This window comes from Microbacterium sp. gxy059, assembly GCF_050958665.1.
GTDB lineage: Bacteria > Actinomycetota > Actinomycetes > Actinomycetales > Microbacteriaceae > Microbacterium.
The window spans coordinates 25,250-41,876 of record NZ_JAMXWT010000017.1 but is presented as its reverse complement, the minus strand read 5'-3'; the positions used below and the strand labels follow the sequence as shown (position 1 = coordinate 41,876).

General features: G+C 69.9%; 12 protein-coding genes. 11 read left to right on the top strand and 1 reads right to left on the bottom strand.

Annotated elements, in window-relative coordinates; translation table 11 throughout:
- Positions 1–50: 50 nt before the first annotated feature.
- From NHL53_RS10545 to NHL53_RS10525, 5 genes are all read left to right on the top strand, one after another.
- Positions 51–1,949, top strand: a complete 1,899-nt coding sequence (locus NHL53_RS10545) for a hypothetical protein (protein WP_433776827.1) — start codon at positions 51–53, stop codon at positions 1,947–1,949.
- A gap of 43 nt (positions 1,950–1,992) precedes the next feature.
- Entirely contained in the window at positions 1,993–4,017 is a 2,025-nt protein-coding gene (locus tag NHL53_RS10540; protein WP_433776826.1) for a DUF6541 family protein, read from the top strand.
- 67 nt (positions 4,018–4,084) lie between these two features.
- Positions 4,085–5,239: a UDP-galactopyranose mutase gene (glf, locus tag NHL53_RS10535; RefSeq protein ID WP_433776825.1), complete on the top strand. Its 1,155-nt coding sequence runs from the start codon at positions 4,085–4,087 to the stop codon at positions 5,237–5,239.
- Between the two features lie 152 nt (positions 5,240–5,391).
- Positions 5,392–6,183 (top strand): ABC transporter permease, encoded by a 792-nt coding sequence (locus NHL53_RS10530; RefSeq protein ID WP_433776824.1) that lies wholly within the window; start codon positions 5,392–5,394, stop codon positions 6,181–6,183.
- Positions 6,183–6,932: an ABC transporter ATP-binding protein gene (locus tag NHL53_RS10525; RefSeq protein WP_433776823.1), complete on the top strand. Its 750-nt coding sequence runs from the start codon at positions 6,183–6,185 to the stop codon at positions 6,930–6,932. The genes NHL53_RS10530 and NHL53_RS10525 overlap by 1 nt, the downstream gene beginning before the upstream one ends.
- On the opposite strand, the gene NHL53_RS10520 is transcribed toward NHL53_RS10525, so the two are convergent.
- Entirely contained in the window at positions 6,908–8,677 is a 1,770-nt protein-coding gene (locus NHL53_RS10520; RefSeq protein ID WP_433776822.1) for a DUF6020 family protein, read from the bottom strand. The two genes, NHL53_RS10525 and NHL53_RS10520, sit on opposite strands and share 25 nt — an antisense overlap.
- 182 nt (positions 8,678–8,859) lie before the next feature.
- Here NHL53_RS10520 and NHL53_RS10515 point away from each other — a divergent pair, with 182 nt between their 5' ends.
- From NHL53_RS10515 to NHL53_RS10490, 6 genes are read left to right on the top strand one after another with little or no spacing between them, the layout of a single operon-like run.
- Positions 8,860–9,921 carry a glycosyltransferase family 2 protein gene (locus NHL53_RS10515; RefSeq protein WP_433776821.1) on the top strand — a complete coding sequence of 354 codons (1,062 nt, stop codon included), beginning with the start codon at positions 8,860–8,862 and terminating at the stop codon, positions 9,919–9,921.
- A gap of 31 nt (positions 9,922–9,952) precedes the next feature.
- Positions 9,953–11,026 (top strand): nitroreductase family protein, encoded by a 1,074-nt coding sequence (locus tag NHL53_RS10510; protein WP_433776820.1) that lies wholly within the window; start codon positions 9,953–9,955, stop codon positions 11,024–11,026.
- A 4-nt stretch (positions 11,027–11,030) separates the two neighbouring features.
- The gene (locus NHL53_RS10505; protein WP_433776819.1) at positions 11,031–12,023 is read left to right on the top strand and encodes a lysylphosphatidylglycerol synthase domain-containing protein; all 993 of its coding nucleotides are present in this window, start codon (positions 11,031–11,033) and stop codon (positions 12,021–12,023) included.
- Complete coding sequence (locus NHL53_RS10500; protein ID WP_433776818.1) at positions 12,020–13,252, top strand: polysaccharide pyruvyl transferase family protein; 1,233 nt, start codon at positions 12,020–12,022, stop codon at positions 13,250–13,252. The genes NHL53_RS10505 and NHL53_RS10500 overlap by 4 nt, the downstream gene beginning before the upstream one ends.
- On the top strand, positions 13,252–14,850 hold the full coding sequence (locus NHL53_RS10495; RefSeq protein ID WP_433776817.1) for a DUF2142 domain-containing protein: 1,599 nt from the start codon (positions 13,252–13,254) through the stop codon (positions 14,848–14,850). The genes NHL53_RS10500 and NHL53_RS10495 overlap by 1 nt, the downstream gene beginning before the upstream one ends.
- A 37-nt stretch (positions 14,851–14,887) precedes the next feature.
- Positions 14,888–16,627 carry a glycosyltransferase family 2 protein gene (locus tag NHL53_RS10490; RefSeq protein WP_433776816.1) on the top strand — a complete coding sequence of 580 codons (1,740 nt, stop codon included), beginning with the start codon at positions 14,888–14,890 and terminating at the stop codon, positions 16,625–16,627.

The window sequence follows — 16,627 nt, the reverse complement described above, 5'->3', positions numbered from 1 at the left end:
GAGAGACGGGAGGGGCAGTCTCACGAGAGCGCTTCTGACACACTGGTCGCATGCGTCGTCGTCCTCCCTCGCCGAACTCCGCCCTCCGGGGAGTCTCGCTCCTCAGCACCGCCGTCATCGCGGTCCTCATCGCATCCCTCGCGCCGCAGGCGGCCGCGGGGACGGTCGATGACGGCGCGGAGGCCGCGGTGGAGCAGCCCGCCCCCGCCGGGGGCGCGTCCCCCGAGGAGGATCCGGACGGCGCAGACGACGCATCGACGGAGCCGGCCGCCGAGGAGGCGAGCGAGGCCGCGGAGGAGGACGAACGGGCGGGCGAGGAGGACGTCCCGGCCGAGGAGGACGCCCCCGCAGACGACGAGCAGCCCGCAGAGGAGGCTCCGGTCGACGACGAGACCGCGCCCGAGGCGGAACCGGACCTCGGCATCCCGACACCGGAAGCGGGCGACTACCTCGGCTCGATGACGATCGACGAGGCCGATCCGGGGGCCTACGCGGAGTCGCGCGGGCTGGAGGCATACCGCCTGAACGACTTCCGGCCGGGCAACATCATCGCCGACAGCCAGATGTACACCTCTGGCACGATGTCGGCCTCGGCGATCCAGAAGTTCTTCGACGGCAAAGTGTCGAGCTGCCAGTCTGGGTACACCTGCCTGAAGGACTTCCGGCAGAGCACGGCGACGAAGGCGCCGAACGCGTACTGCGCCGGCTCCTATCAGGGGGCGAAGAACGAGACGGCCGCCGCGATCATCTCCAAGGTGTCGAAGGCCTGCGGCGTGAGCGAGAAGGTGCTCATCGTCATGCTGCAGAAGGAGCAAGGCCTCGTCACCCACACGTGGCCGAGCGACTGGCGCTACGACATCGCGATGGGGTACGCGTGCCCCGACGACGCGGCGTGCGACGCGAAGTACTTCGGCTTCCAGAACCAGATGTACCACGCCGCCTACCAGCTGCAGCGGTACACGAAGGACAGCTACTTCAGCTGGTACCCGGTGGGCAAGACCTCCCAGGTGCTCTGGCACCCGAACGCGTCCTGCGGATCGGGAGCCGTGAAGATCGAGAACAAGGCGACGGCCGCGCTGTACTACTACACGCCGTATCAGCCCAACAGGGCGTCGCTCGCGGCCGGCTACGGCGCGTCGAGCGACAAGTGCGCCTCGTACGGCAACCGCAACTTCTACAACTACTACACCGACTGGTTCGGGTCGGCGCACACCCCGCCGAAGCCCCAGCCGTCGTGCGGCGTCGGCTCCACGACATCGGCGGTCAAGATCTACACGGTGAAGACGTCCACGAAGGTCCGCGACGCTCCTCGCGCAGACTGCGATCGGGGCGTGACCACCCTCGCGGCGGGGACGACGGTGCGTGCCGTCAAGGTGACTGCGGCGAGGGACTGGCTCCAGGTCTGGACAGGATCGGGCAAGAAGTGGATCCCGCGCAGCGCCGTCGACTACGCGTCGGACGCGGAGGCCGCGTGCACCGAGCCGAGCGGCAGCGTGCGCAGCGCGTCCTACGCGTTCCGGGTCACGGGATCCGGGACGACGGCGAGAACCGCGCCGCGCGCAGGATGCGAGCTCGGGTCGAGCACGCTCTCCTCCGGTGCCGTCGTTCAGGCGGTTCAGGCGTCGGGGTCCGGCGACTGGGTGCTCGTGCAGACCGGAGAAGGGCGACGCTGGGTCGCCCGCAGCGCGCTCGCGCTGTCGTCCGCCGCGGAGCGGACCTGCCTCGCCCCCAACGGCGGCGTCGGCCCCGCGGTCAAGCGCTACCGCCTCCTGAAGACGACCCCGGCTCTCGTCGGCCCGCGGTCGGGGTGCGAGGTGTCCGACGTCCAGCTCCGCACGGGGACGACGGTGCAGGCGACGTCGATCTCCGGAACGCGGCAGTGGCTCGAGGTCGAGACGACGAAGGGGCTCAGGTGGGTGCCGCGCTCCGCCGTCGTCAAGATCGACTGACGGGGGCTCTCTCCGCCTGTGTCCGGCGCGGGAGCGAACGCCCGTGACCTGGTTCGAGGCCATGCCGGCGATCGGCGCGGCCGTCCTCGTCGTCCTCGTCCCCGGCCTGCTCGCGAGCGCACCCCTGCGGGCGGGCCTCCTCGCTCGGACGGCCATGTCCGGCCTCGTCGGCGTCGCGCTGTGGGGGACGGCCGCCGCAGGCGCGGGGGCGCTCGGCGTGGCTTTCGCCGCATGGCAGGTGCTCATCCCTACCGTTGTCGTGCTGGCGGTCTGCGGCGTCGCGCGGCGTCCGCTCCCCGGGGCGAGGGCGCCGCAGGAGACGGCTTCGCCGGGCAGTCTCCTCCTCTCATGGACGATCGGCGCCGGCATCATCGCGTTCGTCGCGTTCCAGGGCGTGCGGCCGGATCGCATCTCGCAGACCTACGACAACGTGTTCCACCTCTCGGCGGTGTCGGCGATCCTCGACGGCTTCTCGGGGTCGCCGCTCACGCTCCGCAGCCTCATCGAGACGGGCGGGGGAGGGCTCGCGGTGTACCCGTCGGGCTGGCACCTGCTCGTCGCCGCGACAGCCCAGCTGAGCGGAGCGCCGGTCGCGGTCGCGTTCAACGCCGTGTGGCTGGTCGTCGCCGCCCTCGTGTGGCTTCCGGGGGTCGCCTGGCTCGCGCAGGTCGCGGTCCCGCGCCGGGCCGAGGCGGTCGTCCCCGTCGCGCTCATCGTCGGCGCGCTGTTCGGCGCGTTCCCTTACGCGCTGCTGGCCTGGGGCACGATCTACCCGACGTTCCTCGCGCACGCGCTGCTGCCGGCGGCCGTCGCGCTCCCGGTCCTCGCGATCCGGACGATCGCCGCGATGCGTCCCGGACCGCGCCGGACGGCGACGATCTGGCTGAGCGCGGCCGGCACGCTCCTCGTCGTCGGCGCCCTCGGCATCGCGCACCCGCGCGTCCTCCCCACCTGGGTCGTGATCGGCGCGCCCTTCGTCGTGTGGATCCTGGCCCGCGGATACCGGCGCGCTCGTCGCCGGGGCGGGAGAGCGCGTCGGGTCGCGAACGCCTGGCTGGGCTCGATCCTCTCGGTCGTCGCCCTCGGCGGGGCCGCGGCGTTCGCGTACGCGGTCGTGAGCCTCGGCCTGTTCGACGAGCCGCTCGCCGACCGCCTCGAGGGCCCCCAGGCCCAGGCCGTGCAGACGATCGGCGCCGGCGTCGTCGACGTCCTCCTCCAGCGGGCCATGACCGGGGAGGGGGAGGAGCTGACCTGGGCCTCCCCGCTCATCGCCGCCGCGGTGCTGTGCGGCGTCGTCGCGGCGGCGCGCGACCGGCGCACGCGCTGGATCGTCGTCTCCTTCGCACTGGTCGCCGCGCTGTTCGTGCTGGCGGCCGGGTCCGACGGCGCGATCGCGAAGCTCGCGACCGGCACCTGGTACAAGGACCGCTTCCGCCTGCAGGCGGCGATCCCCGTCCTCGCCGTGCCGCTCGCGACGCTCGGGATCCTCGCGGTCGCGCGGCGCCTGGCGCGGTCGCGGATCGCGGCGCGGCGGATCGCGACGGCCCTCACCGCCGCGGTCGCCGCGACGGGGGCCGCGGTGCTCGCGCTCACGGGGACGAGCGCGGCGACCGCGAGCGTGTTCCGGCTCCCCGCGGAGCGCGCGGTCTGGGAGATCGTCTCCCAGAAGCAGATCGACTTCATGGCCGACCCCGTCGCGAAGACCGTTCCGGAGGACCAGCGGATCCTCGGCGATCCCTGGGACGGCTCCGCCCTCACCCAGCTCTACGCGGGGCGCGAGCCGGTGTTCCCGCACGTGAACGGGCAGTGGGATCCGCACCGGCTCTCCCTCGCCTGGCACCTCGAGAAGATCGAGGACGATCCGGCGGTCTGCCAGGCGCTCGACGCGCTGCGCGTGCGCTACGTGCTGTACGACCCCCACGAGTTCGGCGGGGGAGACCCGGCGGGCAACCACTTCCCCGGACCCCACGCGGCGGTCGAGGCGGGCCTGTTCGATCCGGTCGCGACCGACGGCGACTCGACGCTGTTCCGCATCGATCAGTGCGGGGATCTCCCTGAGCGGGGGTGAGGGATCTTGTCGCGGCGCGGCGGCATCTTGCCAGGAAGACCGCGCCACGCCTGAGAGGATGGAGCACATGGACACCGATCTCCTCGTCGTCGGCTCCGGCTTCTTCGGACTCACCATCGCCGAGCGCGCCGCCTCGGCCGGCCGCAAGGTCACCGTCATCGACCGGCGCAGCCACATCGGAGGCAACGCCTACAGCGAGGCGGAGCCCGAGACGGGCATCGAGGTGCACCGCTACGGCGCCCACCTGTTCCACACCTCGAACGAGTCGGTGTGGGAGTACGTCAACCGCTTCACGGCGTTCACGAGCTACGTGCACCGCGTGTACACGAACCACGCCGGCGTCGTCTACCCGCTTCCGGTGAACCTCGGCACCATCAACCAGTTCTTCCAGGCGGCGTACTCGCCCGACGAGGCGCGCGCCCTCGTGAAGGAGCAGGCCGGCGAGTTCGACGTCAGGACGGCGCAGAACTTCGAGGAGAAGGGCATCGCGCTCGTCGGGCGCCCCCTGTTCGAGGCGTTCTTCCGCGACTACACCGCCAAGCAGTGGCAGACCGACCCGAAGAAGCTCTCGGGCGACATCGTCAGCCGCCTCCCCGTGCGCTACACGTACGACAACCGCTACTTCAACGACACCCACGAGGGGCTGCCCGTCGACGGGTACACCGCGTGGCTCGAGCGGATGGCCGACCATCCGAACATCGAGGTGCGGCTCGAGACCGACTTCTTCGACGCGTCGCAGCCGTTCCACAAGCAGGCGGTCGTCGGGCAGCTCCCCGTCGTCTACACCGGCCCCGTCGACCGCTACTTCGACGACAGCGAGGGATCGCTCAGCTGGCGCACGCTCGACTTCGAGCAGGAGGTGCTGCAGATCGGCGACTTCCAGGGCACGCCCGTCATGAACTACCCGGACGCGGACATCCCGTTCACCCGCATCCACGAGTTCAAGCACTTCCACCCGGAGCGCTTCGATCGCTACCCCTCCGACAAGACGGTCATCATGCGCGAGTTCTCGCGCTTCGCGGAGCAGGGCGACGAGCCGTACTACCCCGTGAACACCGACGAGGACCGCGCGCGCCTCCTCGCCTACCGCGACCTGGCGAAGGACGAGAAGGACGTGCACTTCGGCGGTCGCCTCGGCACGTACAAGTACCTCGACATGCACATGGCCATCGGGTCGGCGCTGTCGATGTGGCGCAACGAGTTCGGCGGGTCCGACGACTGACCCGCCTCCGTCGTGGAGCCCGCCGAGCTGACGCCGGCGGGCTCCACGTATGTGATGGGATCGTGCTCGGATCCGGCGCGAAGGCCGGGAGCCCGAGCCGGGGTGGGGCGCGCCTGCGCGCGCAGCCATCGCGTCCCCGTAGGATCGACTGTGTGAGCACTGCTGGCGCCGGCCGTCCCGGGACGCCGCGCCGATACCTGCACTCGCTGTGGCTGCTGTCGGCGCGCGATCTGCGCGTGCGATACGCGACGAGCTGGCTCGGCTACCTGTGGAGCGTGCTCGATCCGCTCGTGATGAGCCTCATCTACTGGTTCGTCTTCACGCAGGTCTTCGAGCGCACCGTCGGGGCGCAGCCGTACATCGTCTTCCTCATCGCCGCGCTCCTCCCGTGGGTGTGGTTCAACGCCTCGGTGAGCGACTTCACCCGGGCGTTCAATCGCGACGCGAAGCTCGTGCGCTCGACCTCCATCCCGCGCTCCATCTGGGTCGGGCGGATCGTGCTCTCCAAGGGCATCGAGTTCCTCTGCTCCCTCCCGGTGCTCGTGCTGTTCGCGATCTTCGGCGGGGCGAGCGTCGGATGGGGGCTCCTGTGGTTCCCCGTCGCGGTGATCCTCCAGACGGTCCTGCTCGTGGGCCTCGGGCTCATCATCGCGCCGCTGTGCGTGCTCTTCACCGACCTCGAGCGCACGACCCGGCTTGTGCTGCGCGCCCTGTTCTACGCGACGCCGATCATCTACGGCGTCTCGGACCTGCCTGGCGCCTTCTCCGAACTCGCGGCGCTGAACCCCCTCGCGGGGATCATGACCCTCTACCGGGTGGGCTTCTTCCCCGACCAGTGGAGCACCTGGCCCGTCGTCTCGTCGGCCGTGGTGAGCGTCGTGCTGCTCGTCGTCGGCCTCCTCGTGTTCCGGCGGATGGAGCACGCCCTTCTCAAGGAGCTGTGATGGACGATGACGTGACGGGGAACGCGATCGAGGTGTCCGGCCTCGGCGTGCGCTTCCGCCGCAACCGCCGCGGCCGACGGAGCATCAAGTCGATGTTCGCGGGGGCGAAGCGGCGCACCCCGAAGGGCGAGTTCTGGGCGCTGCGCGACGTGTCCTTCACGGTGCGGCCCGGCGAGTCGATCGGCGTGGTCGGGCGCAACGGCCAGGGCAAGTCGACGCTGCTGAAGCTCGTGGCGGGCGTCCTGCTGCCCGACGAGGGCGAGGTGCGGGTGAACGGCGGCGTCGCGCCGCTCATCGAGCTCACGGGCGGCTTCGTCGGCGACCTCACGGTGCGCGAGAACGTGCGCCTGACGGCGGGCCTGCACGGCATGACGAAGCCCGAGATCGCGGCGCGATACGATGAGATGATCGCGTTCGCGGAGCTCGAGGACTCCCAGGAGACCCCCTACAAGCACCTGTCCAACGGCATGAAGGTGCGCCTCGCGTTCTCCGTCGTCTCGCAGCTCGACGAGCCGATCCTCCTCGTCGACGAGGTGCTCGCCGTCGGAGACAAGGCGTTCCGCGAGAAGTGCTACCGCCGCATCGACGAGATGCTGGCTGCAGGCCGCACGCTCTTCTTCGTGAGCCACCGGGAGGGCGACCTCAAGAGGTTCTGCAGGCGGGGCCTGTACATTCGTGACCACCGTCTGGTGATGGACGCCCCGATCGGCGACGTCATCGACGCCTACAACGCCGACAGCGCGGGCTGAGGAGCTTCGGACGGCGAGCGTCCGCGCCCCTCGATCCCGAGCGCGAGGATCGCCACGGGCAGCGCGTAGACGATGCCGAGGCTGTAGCGGCCGGATGCCGCCAGCGGAGCGGCGATCAGCACCCCGCAGTGGAGGATGAGAGGCAGGGCCCAGACCCACGCCGCACGCACGCGGGCGGCGATCGCGGCCGCGGCGAGCAGGAGCACGAGGACGACGCGCACGGACGGCTCGAGCAACAGCCGGATCCCGGGCAGCGACTCCACGTGGGCGGTCGTCGCCGTCAGCGCGTCCCGCGCCGCATCGTTCCGGCCATCGTCTCCGAAATGGTGGCCGTCGATCGGGACGGCCTGGATGCCGTCGTCGGCATCGGCGCGGGGCCAGTTGTCGAATCCGCGCGAGAGAGGATCGAAGAAGCGGAAGGCGCCGCGAATCACGCTGTCCGTGACGAGCAGGGGCTCCCGCGCCGCGACCGCCGCCCAGATCCCGTCGAACGCCGCGGCCTCCTCCTGTGTCACGGTGCGCCACCGATACGCGCCGTCGATGTACCCGGAGCTGCGGAGCGGGCGGACGAAATCGGGGTCGAAGTCGCGGGACATCGCGTCGGGGTCGAAGATCGGACTGAGGGAAGACCGCTCCTCCGGCGTGAGCGCCTCCGGATCCTGCTGGAGCACGAGACCGAGCGACTGGATCTGCAGCGACTTCGCCTCCATCGGGTCGTTCGGGATCACGAAGCCGCCCGCGATGAGTCCGCGCAGGAGAGCCTCCGTGATGACGATCGGCAGGGCGAGAGCAGTGAGCGTCTCCGCCCACCGCCTCCGTCCCCGACGGAGGACGATCAGCAGGAGCAGCTGCGCGAGGACGATGTAGACGCCGTACTTCGCCGAGCAGAGGAGAACGAGTGTGAGGCACGCCCACCCGACCAGACGCCGAGCGGAGACCGGCCGCGAAGAGAGCACGGCGTCGATGCAGACCGCCACCCACCACACGAGTGCCGCGGCGAACAGAGGGTTCTTCGCCAGAGCCAGGCTCCACATCGCGATCGGCCACCCTCCGGCGATGGCGCAGAGCACTGCGAGAGCGCGGAATGATGTCCGAGGCGCGTGTCGTGCGAGGAGTTCGAGCGCGCGGCCGAAGGCGACGATCGTGAAGACGGCCTGTGATCCGGTGAGGAGGCAGAAGGCCCACATGAAGGATCCGGTCAGATCCAGGCTGGCGCCCATGAGCGTGCCGGAGAGCCAGGTCAGGAATGCGTTGTGGTGCGTGGAGACCAGGACGTCTCCGTCGGGCACGAGGTGGTGAGCGATCGGGTAGACGTCGAACGGCGGGTACTCGAGGGTCGCGCGATCGCCGAGGACCTCGATGACGGCGAGGTGGAAATCGGGGTTCGAGGTGCCGGGCAGCTGCATGAGGAGGAGCGGCGCCCACGCGACGGCGAGCAGTGCGGACAGCCGCCACCAGCGGCCGCAGAGCCAGGTCGTCGTCCGTTCGAGACGCGCTGCGGTCGGCCTCGGCTCGCGTCCCCGTGCTGTGGCCGGAACGGGACGCGACGCAGCGGCGCGGAGAGCCGCGGCGCACGCGGTGTAGAGCGCCGCGAAGAGGAGGAACGCCGTGATCGCCTCCGGCGCATGGGAGGCGAAGTCGGAGAGGAACAGGGTGTAGGCCTCTCCGGGGGCGCGACGCCGGTCGACCCACCCGGCCGCGCCGAGGAGCGCCAGCGCGCACACCGCGAGTGCGGCGACCAGCACGGGGAGGCTCCCTCGCGCAGCATCTCGGAGGCGTCGTCGCGGCGCGTCGATCATCAGGGCGGCTCCCGGACGGAGGGGCGGACAGCGCACGGGGCGCGCTGCCAGGAACGACGACCGCCGGCGGCTATGATTGCCCGGGTACCTCTGCCGTCCGCCCCGCTGTGAAAGGTCTCCACAACCCTATGCGTCTTTTCGTTCAGATCCCCTGCTTGAACGAGGAGGCCACGCTTCCGAGCGTCATCGAATCGATCCCGAAGGAGATCCCGGGAATCGATGAGATCCACATCCTCGTGATCGACGACGGATCGAGTGATCGAACCGTCGAGATCGCCAGGGAGCTCGGCGTGAAGCACTTCGTCTTCCACACCCGCAACATGGGCCTCGCGCGCTCGTTCCGGGACGGGATCGACTATGCCCTCCAGCGCGGGGCTGACATCGTCGTCAATACCGACGGCGACAACCAGTACCCGCAGGACCGCATCGCGGACCTTGTGCAGCCCATCTTGAACAACACCGCCGACATCGTCATCGGCGACCGCCAGACGAAGACCATTGCGCACTTCTCGCCGTTCAAGAAGATGATGCAGGCGGTCGGTAGCCGGGTCGTCAACTTCGCCGCGGGAACGAAGCTCCCCGATGCGGCGAGCGGCTTCCGTGCCTACTCGCGCGAGTCGCTCTTCCGTCTCAACGTCGTGACCGAGTTCTCGTACTGCATGGAGACGATCATCCAGGCGGGGAACAAGCGGCTGCGCATCGAGAGCGTCCCCGTGACGACGAACCCCAAGACGCGCGAATCGCGGCTGTTCAAGAACATCTTCGAGCACATGGGGCGCTCGGGCGGCGCCATCATGCGCAGCTACGTGATGTTCAAGCCGCATGCGGTGTTCCTCAGCCTCGCGGCGCTCTTCTTCCTCGGGGCGGCGATCCCCTTCGGGCGGTTCCTCATCCTCACCTGGATGGGGATCGCGGGCGACCATATCCAATCGCTCGTCTTCGGCTCGGCGATGCTCGTGGGGTGTCTGCTGAGCCTCGCGCTCATCGTCATCAGCGACATGCTGCGAACCAACCGCACCCTCGTCGAAGATCAGCTGGAGAGGGCGAAGGCCGCTCAGTATGCCCCCGAGAGGCAGATCGATCCTCGCGTCGTCACGCTCGACGATGCGATCCGCCACCCTTCGCTGATGGTCACGCCGCCCGAGAGCCTCACACGCCCGCTCCCGCGGCGCGACTCGAACGCCGCATGAACCGCGGCCCTCACCCGACGGGAGTGTCTCCGTGCTGAACAAGCTGAAGAAGATCGCCAAGGACCTGCTGGCGATCACGTGGATCCGCCGCGTCTACGAGGTGGTGAACCGATTCTTCCTCGAGACGTTCGGGTCGAGTCGCATCCTGACGCACCTGTTCTACTTCGTCAGCTTCCTGACGTTCAACCGCGAGCAGGGCGCCGTCCTTCGGGGCCGTCGCAACTACTACCGCAACAAGACCCGCGATCGCGCGACGCACGTCGAGCTGCGCCGGAACATCCACCGGCTGGAGAAGGGGCTCATCATGCGCCCCCGACGGGACGTCTTCGCGCGCGACTACATCACCGAGACCATCGAGTTCTACGAGCAGGCCGCCCGCCAGTGCCGCACCGCGCCCGGGACGATGGACCAGGCCGAGATGGACTGGGCGCACGACGTGCTGACCGCCTACTTCGCGGCAGCCACGGGCGACGACCAGACGATCCGCCAGGCGCGAGCGCGCTTCGACGCAGCGGGGTACGCGGCGGAGGAGACGGGGAAGGTCCCGCACGCGAAGGATCGGCTGAGCGAGCTGCCCTATGAGGAGCTCGAGAAGCTCGTCCTCCAGCGCCGCAGCGTTCGATGGTTCGAACAGAGGCGCGTCGAGCGCGAGAAGATCGACAACGCACTCCTGCTCGCCCGGCAGGCGCCGACAGCCTGCAACAGGCTCCCGTACGAGTTCCGCGTCTTCGACGAGCCGGATCTCGCGCGCGAGATCGCGGGCATTCCGTTCGGCACGGCGGGCTACGCCGACAACGTGCCGGCGATCGCCGTCGTGATCGGCAAGCTCGAGTCCTACTTCAGCCCGCGTGATCGCCATGCGATCTACGTCGACAGCTCGCTCGCGGCGATGCAGTTCCTGCTCGGACTCGAGACCCAGGGGCTCAGCTCGTGCGTGATCAACTGGCCCGACTTCGAGCCGCTCGAGGCGAAGATGCAGAAGCGCCTGGGGCTCGACCTCAGCGACCGCGTGGTCATGCTGATCGGGTTCGGCTACGCCGATCCGGACGGACTCGTGCCGTTCTCGGCGAAGAAGGAGCTCGACACCTTCCGCCGCTACAACTGACGACATGGGCGATGTGGATCGGCCCGGCGGGGAGCGGGCGACGAAGGCCGGCTGGCGCAGGCGCGCGTTGCGCTGGGGCGCGACGACCGCGATCGTGGGCGTCGTCGGATGGCTGTTCGCCACGGCCCTGATCGACAACTGGGATGCGCTCCGAGACCGCGATCTGCGCCCCGACGGATGGTGGGCGCTCGCGATCGCGGCCTTCGCGGCCGCAGTCCCCGTGACGGGACTGTCCTGGGGCCGCATCGTGCGGGTGCTGGAGCCGGATGCGCGGGTGAGCGCGCGCGAGGCGATCGCGGTGCAGTGCCTGTCCTGGGTGCTCAAGTACATTCCCGGCCAGGTCGGCTCGGTGGCCAACAAGGTCCTGTGGGCGAAGAAGAAGGGCATCAGCAGGACGCTGATCGTCATCACCTTCATCTACGAGAACGTGTTCCTGCAGCTCGCCTCCATCGTCCCGGCCGTGATCATCCTCTTCGTGAGTCTCGGGCCGCGGGTCCTCGGCGAGAACGCGACGACGCTGATCGCCCCCCTCCTCGTCCTCATCCCCGTCGCCGCCGTCCTGTACGCCCCCCTCTTCCACCGGATCGTCGCGCTCCCCGCGAAGAAGATCCTGAAGCGCGACATCCCGCGCGAGTACTTCCTCAGCAGCGGGCAGGCGCTCCGCTCCGCGATCGCCTTCCTCGGACCGAGGATCGTCAACGGCGTCGGCTTCGTCGCCATTGCGGTATCGGTGAGTGGCATCTCCCCGGCCGAGTGGCTGCCGTTCGCCGCGGCATACGCCCTCGCGGGCGCGGTGGGGATCCTCGCGTTCCTCGTCCCCAGCGGCCTGGGGGTGAGGGAAGCCGTGATCGTCGCGGTGCTGAGCCAGTACATCCCCCTCGCGGAGGCCATCGTCATCAGTCTCATCGCGCGCCTGCTGTCCACCGTCGGAGACGCGCTCGTCGCGCTCATCTACGTCATCGTCCGCCGGACCATCCCGAAGGAGATCCGTCCATGAACACCCCGCACATCACGATCATCGGATCCGCTCTGTCCGGCAACAAGGGCGCGGCCGCCATGCTGGAGAGCGCGATCCAGACGCTGAGCGAGCGACTCGACAACCCGCGCTTCACGCTGTTCAGCATGTATCCTCGCGAGGATCGGGAGCAGAACCCGTACGAGAACCTCGACATCGTCGCCGCCGACCCCAAGCAGCTCGGGGTGACGATCAACACACTGGCGCTCGTTTACCGCCTCCTCCCGCCCCTGCGTCCGCTGCTGCGGAAGAAGTCCAAGGCGATCGCGGCGCTCACCTCGAGCCAGGTGCTGCTCGACCAGGGGGGCATCACGTTCACGGACGGCCGGGAGAAGTTCCTGCTCTACAACGTGGCCTCGATCCTGCCCGCGCTGAACACCGGCACGCCCGTCTTCAAGTGCGCGCAGGCGGTCGGCCCGTTCGAGAACCCGATCAACCGCCGCGCCGCGAAGGTCTTCCTGCCGAAGGCGCGGACCCTCGTCACCCGCGGACGGATCACGCACGAGTTCGCCGAGGGACTCGGGTTGACGAACCTGTTCGCGGGTGCCGACTACGCGTTCTCGCTCGAGATGGACGGCGACGAGGCGGAGGCCGTCTCGCAGCACGTCGATCTGTCCTTCTTCGATGACGAGCGCGATGTCGTTGGCGTCTGCCCCAGCGTCGTTCTGCAGAAGAAGGTCGACGCGCGCGGAGGCGACTACGCCGGGCAGATCGTCTCCTTCGTCGAGGACCTGCGCCGTCAGGGCAAGAAGGTCGTGCTCATCCCGCACAGCGTGCGGACCGGCACCGAGAAGACCCACAACAACGATCTGCCCCTCTGCCGCGAGATCCATGCCCAGCTGCGGATCGGCGACGACCTCCTGTTCGTCGACCGCGAGCTGTCCTCCCAGCAGCTCCGCTACCTCATCGGCCGCTGCGATCTGTTCGTCGCGAGCCGGTTCCACGCGATGGTGTCCTCGCTCGCGATGGCCGTGCCGACGCTCGTCATCGGGTGGAGCCACAAGTACCGCGAGGTGCTGGAGATGTTCGAGCTCGAGGAATGGGCGTTCGGACACGACAAGCTCACGCCCGACTACCTGTCCGAGCGCTTCGCCGACCTCGACGCCCAGCGGGAGAGCGTGCAGGCCCGGCTTGACGCGCACCTCCCGGAGGTGAAGGCGCGCTCCGCCCGCCAGGCGGACCTCATCGCCGAGATCGTGCAGGGCGGCTGATGAGCGACGCCCCGGCTCACGGCGCGCGGGCCCGGCGGGAGCAGCGGGTCTATCGCGGGAGCGTCGCCGTCATCGCGCTCGCGACGTTCGTCATCTCGCTCTTGTGGGGGCTCGCGTTGCCTCACTTCACGGGTCCCGACGAGCCGCGGCACTACAACTCGGTGGCCAGACTCGTGGATGGGGGAGGGTGGCCCCTCCCGTACGAGGCGCGCGTCGTCGGATCCACCTGGGAGGCCGTGGGGGAGAGCGGCCTGGAGCTCCCCGACCCGGAGTACACGGTTGAGGTGCCGCCGGCCGCCGAGCGCTCGGCGTTCCTCGCGGACAGCGATCTTCCGGAGTTCGTCCGCGATCAGATGGTCCAGCATCCGCCGGGGTACTACCTCGTCGGCTCGACGCTCATCGCGGCCGTGGGCGGCGGGGAGCTGCGCTGGGACCACGCGGCCTTCCTCCTGCGCGGCTTGTCCGCGGCGCTCATCGCGTGCGCGGTTCCGTTCATCGCCGGCGCGGTACGCTGGGCGACCGGCAGCCGCTGGGCTGGCGTGCTCGGAGGCCTGTTCCCTCTGTTCGTCCCGTGGTTCACCGTCTCGGGGGGCACGATCACGAACGACGCGCTGCTCATCGCCGCCTGCAGCGCGACGATCTGGGCGCTCGTCCGGGCCTGGCACGACGCGCGCGCTGCGAGCTGGCTGCTGCCCGTCGCCGGGGTCGCCTACGGTGTCGCGCTGATGTCCAAGGGCTATGCGATGATGCTGGCTCCCGTCGTGGTCGTTCTCGCTGTCGGCGCCGCCTGGAGGGCGACGCGCAGCGCGTGGAGGACCCTGGTGCGGGTCCTCGTCCCGGGCGTGATCGCGTTCGCCATCGGAGGGTGGTGGTGGGTGCGCAACGTCCTGCTCCTCGGCACCCTCCAGCCGAGCGTGCTCGGCTCCCGAGAGCGGCAGGAGATCCCGGTAGACGGCTACTCCTTCGAGGTCTTCGTCGAGGCGTTCCTCACCCGGCTCAACGCCACTTTCTGGGGGCGCGTGGGATATGCCGCGACGGCGAACCCCAGCGGGGCGATCATCGCGGCGGGGATCCTGCTGGTCGCGATCGTGCTCGCGGCGCTGGTCTTCTCGCGCTCGCGGTGGATGCTGCTCCTGCTGCTGGCATTCCCCGTCATCATCGCCGTGACGATCTTCCGGAACGCGCACGGCATCTACTGGGACATCGGCGACCCGACACGGGGAACGCAGGGCCGCTACCTCTACAGCGGCATCGCCGCCTTCGCCCTGGCGTTCGCGGCTCTCACCCACACGATCCTCGCGCGTCGGCGGGCGCCCCTGCGGGCGGCGGTCGCGCCGGTCGCGGCGGGTCTGGCCGCGGCGATCCTCGTCGCATCGGCCTTCTGGGTGGTCCCCTTCGAATGGCAGGCCTACCACGGCATCTCCGGCATCTCGCCGGCGGAGGTCGCGACCCGGATGGACGTGTCGGGGGCGACCTACGGAGTGCTCCTCGCGGTCGCCGCGCTGCTCCTCGCGGCGGGTGCCGCGGGCGGCGCCTTCCTCGGGGCGCGCGAGGAGCCGTCCGGGCGGAGCCGCGTACCGGAGAGAATCCCCGCCTGACAGGGAGAAGAGGAAGAGGTCGTCTAGCATGTCCGCGATGGTGAATCCCGATCGAAGCGCGTCTCCGCTGCTCTCCGTTGTCATGCCCACCCACAACGTCGGGCCGTGGGTGCGCGAGACGCTCCAGTCCGTGCTCTCGCAGAGTCTCGCCGACCTGGAGGTGCTCGTCGTCGACGACCACTCGGAGGACGACACGCTGGACGTCGTGGAGCGAGCCGCGGAGGGGGATCCGCGCGTCCGGGTGCTGAACGCGACCAGCCGCGGAGGGGGATCCGCGCGGAACGAGGGCGTCGCGCACGCGAGAGGACGCTTCCTCGTCTTCGCCGATGGAGACGACCTCATCCCCGACGGCGCCTATTCCGCACTCGTCGAGAGCCTCCGCGCATCGGGATCCGACATCGCGATCGGCGACTACCTCAAGTTCAGCCCCGTGGATACCTGGCGACCGACCGACAGCATGGCGGCCTACGGCACCCCGGCGACCGGGACGTCCCTCGCAGATGCGCCCACCCTCCTCTACAGCCGGCCGTGCTGGAACAAGGTCTTCCGACGCGACTGGTGGGTCCGGCACGATCTCCGGTTCCCGGACGTCCCGCGCTCGAACGACATCGTGCCGATGATGAGGGCTTATCTCGCGGCGACGACGATCGACGTGATCCCGGACGTCGTGTACCTCTACCGCGCCCGGCCCGGCGCCGGCTCGATGACGGCGCAGGCGAGCTCCGCCGTCTCCGTGCTGAGCTACCTCGATCAGGAGACCACCTGCGCGAGGCTCGTCATGGAGCAGGGGAGCACCTCGATCGAGCGCGCCTACGCGAGGCTGATCTACGACCGCGACGGCTATCTGCACGTCGCTCGATATCTGTCGCGCCGGACTGGCCCGACCGAGGACGATGCGGCGGTCGCCGAAGCGGTCTGCACGCTGCTGGAGACGATCCCAGCCGCACCGGGCGGCCTGCCGACGGCGAAGCGACTGACGCTGCAGCTGGTCGCCGAGGGCGAGTTCGAGGCGGCGCGCGCGATGACAGCCGGGAACGACGACCCGAAGCGGGTCGTGCCCGACCATCTCGCGGGCTGGGCGCGCGCGCTCGAACTGATCGAGGAGCGCGCGCTGCGGCGCGCCGGAGACAGCAAGGCCCTCCTCCTGCCGATCATCGCCTCGCTCCTCGCCCCCGGCGGAGGCGAGGACCCCGAGGCGTGGCGCCGCGCGTCGGAGGCCGGCGAGCAGCTCTGCGGGTCGCGTGCGGTCGTGCTCGTGCCGGAGACGAGGATCCCCGTGAACCGTCTCGAGGACGCTCTGCGCGCCCGTGACGCGGCGGACGGGGTCGTCACCGGGATCTCCGGCGGACGGACGGGACTCGTCGTGACGGGGACGTCCACGCTGGGCTCGGGAGACATCCTCCCCGTCCTGCACGACGCGGAGGCGAACGGGGGCGCGCCGATCGAGCCCGCCGAGCTGAGCTGGCGCCGCACGGAGGACGGGCGCAACGAATGGCGTGCCCTGTATCCGGTGCGCGCGCTTCCTCTCCAACGACCTCTCGCACCGGCGCTTCTCCTCGCCGAGGGCGCGGAGGCGGTGTCGGCTCGGTGCGGCGCGGAGCTCCCGGAGTACGATGCGCTTGATCCGCTGCTGTACGACTCCTTCGGAGAGGCGCTGATGGTGCGCCGTCGCCGTCATTGGCTCCCGCGCGCGGCCCGGCGCACGATGCAGGGTGCCGCGCGTCGCGGCCGAGGGGCCGCCGGCCGCGTCGTCCGCGCGCTGCGCCGCCGCGGCTGA

Coding starts and splice junctions, on each gene's coding strand:
- NHL53_RS10505 (WP_433776819.1), top strand. CDS start 11,031: ATGGGCGATGTGGATCGGCCCGGCGGGGAGCGGGCGACGAAGGCCGGC.
- NHL53_RS10515 (WP_433776821.1), top strand. CDS start 8,860: ATGCGTCTTTTCGTTCAGATCCCCTGCTTGAACGAGGAGGCCACGCTT.
- NHL53_RS10525 (WP_433776823.1), top strand. CDS start 6,183: ATGGACGATGACGTGACGGGGAACGCGATCGAGGTGTCCGGCCTCGGC.
- glf (WP_433776825.1), top strand. CDS start 4,085: ATGGACACCGATCTCCTCGTCGTCGGCTCCGGCTTCTTCGGACTCACC.
- NHL53_RS10545 (WP_433776827.1), top strand. CDS start 51: ATGCGTCGTCGTCCTCCCTCGCCGAACTCCGCCCTCCGGGGAGTCTCG.
- NHL53_RS10490 (WP_433776816.1), top strand. CDS start 14,888: ATGGTGAATCCCGATCGAAGCGCGTCTCCGCTGCTCTCCGTTGTCATG.
- NHL53_RS10495 (WP_433776817.1), top strand. CDS start 13,252: ATGAGCGACGCCCCGGCTCACGGCGCGCGGGCCCGGCGGGAGCAGCGG.
- NHL53_RS10500 (WP_433776818.1), top strand. CDS start 12,020: ATGAACACCCCGCACATCACGATCATCGGATCCGCTCTGTCCGGCAAC.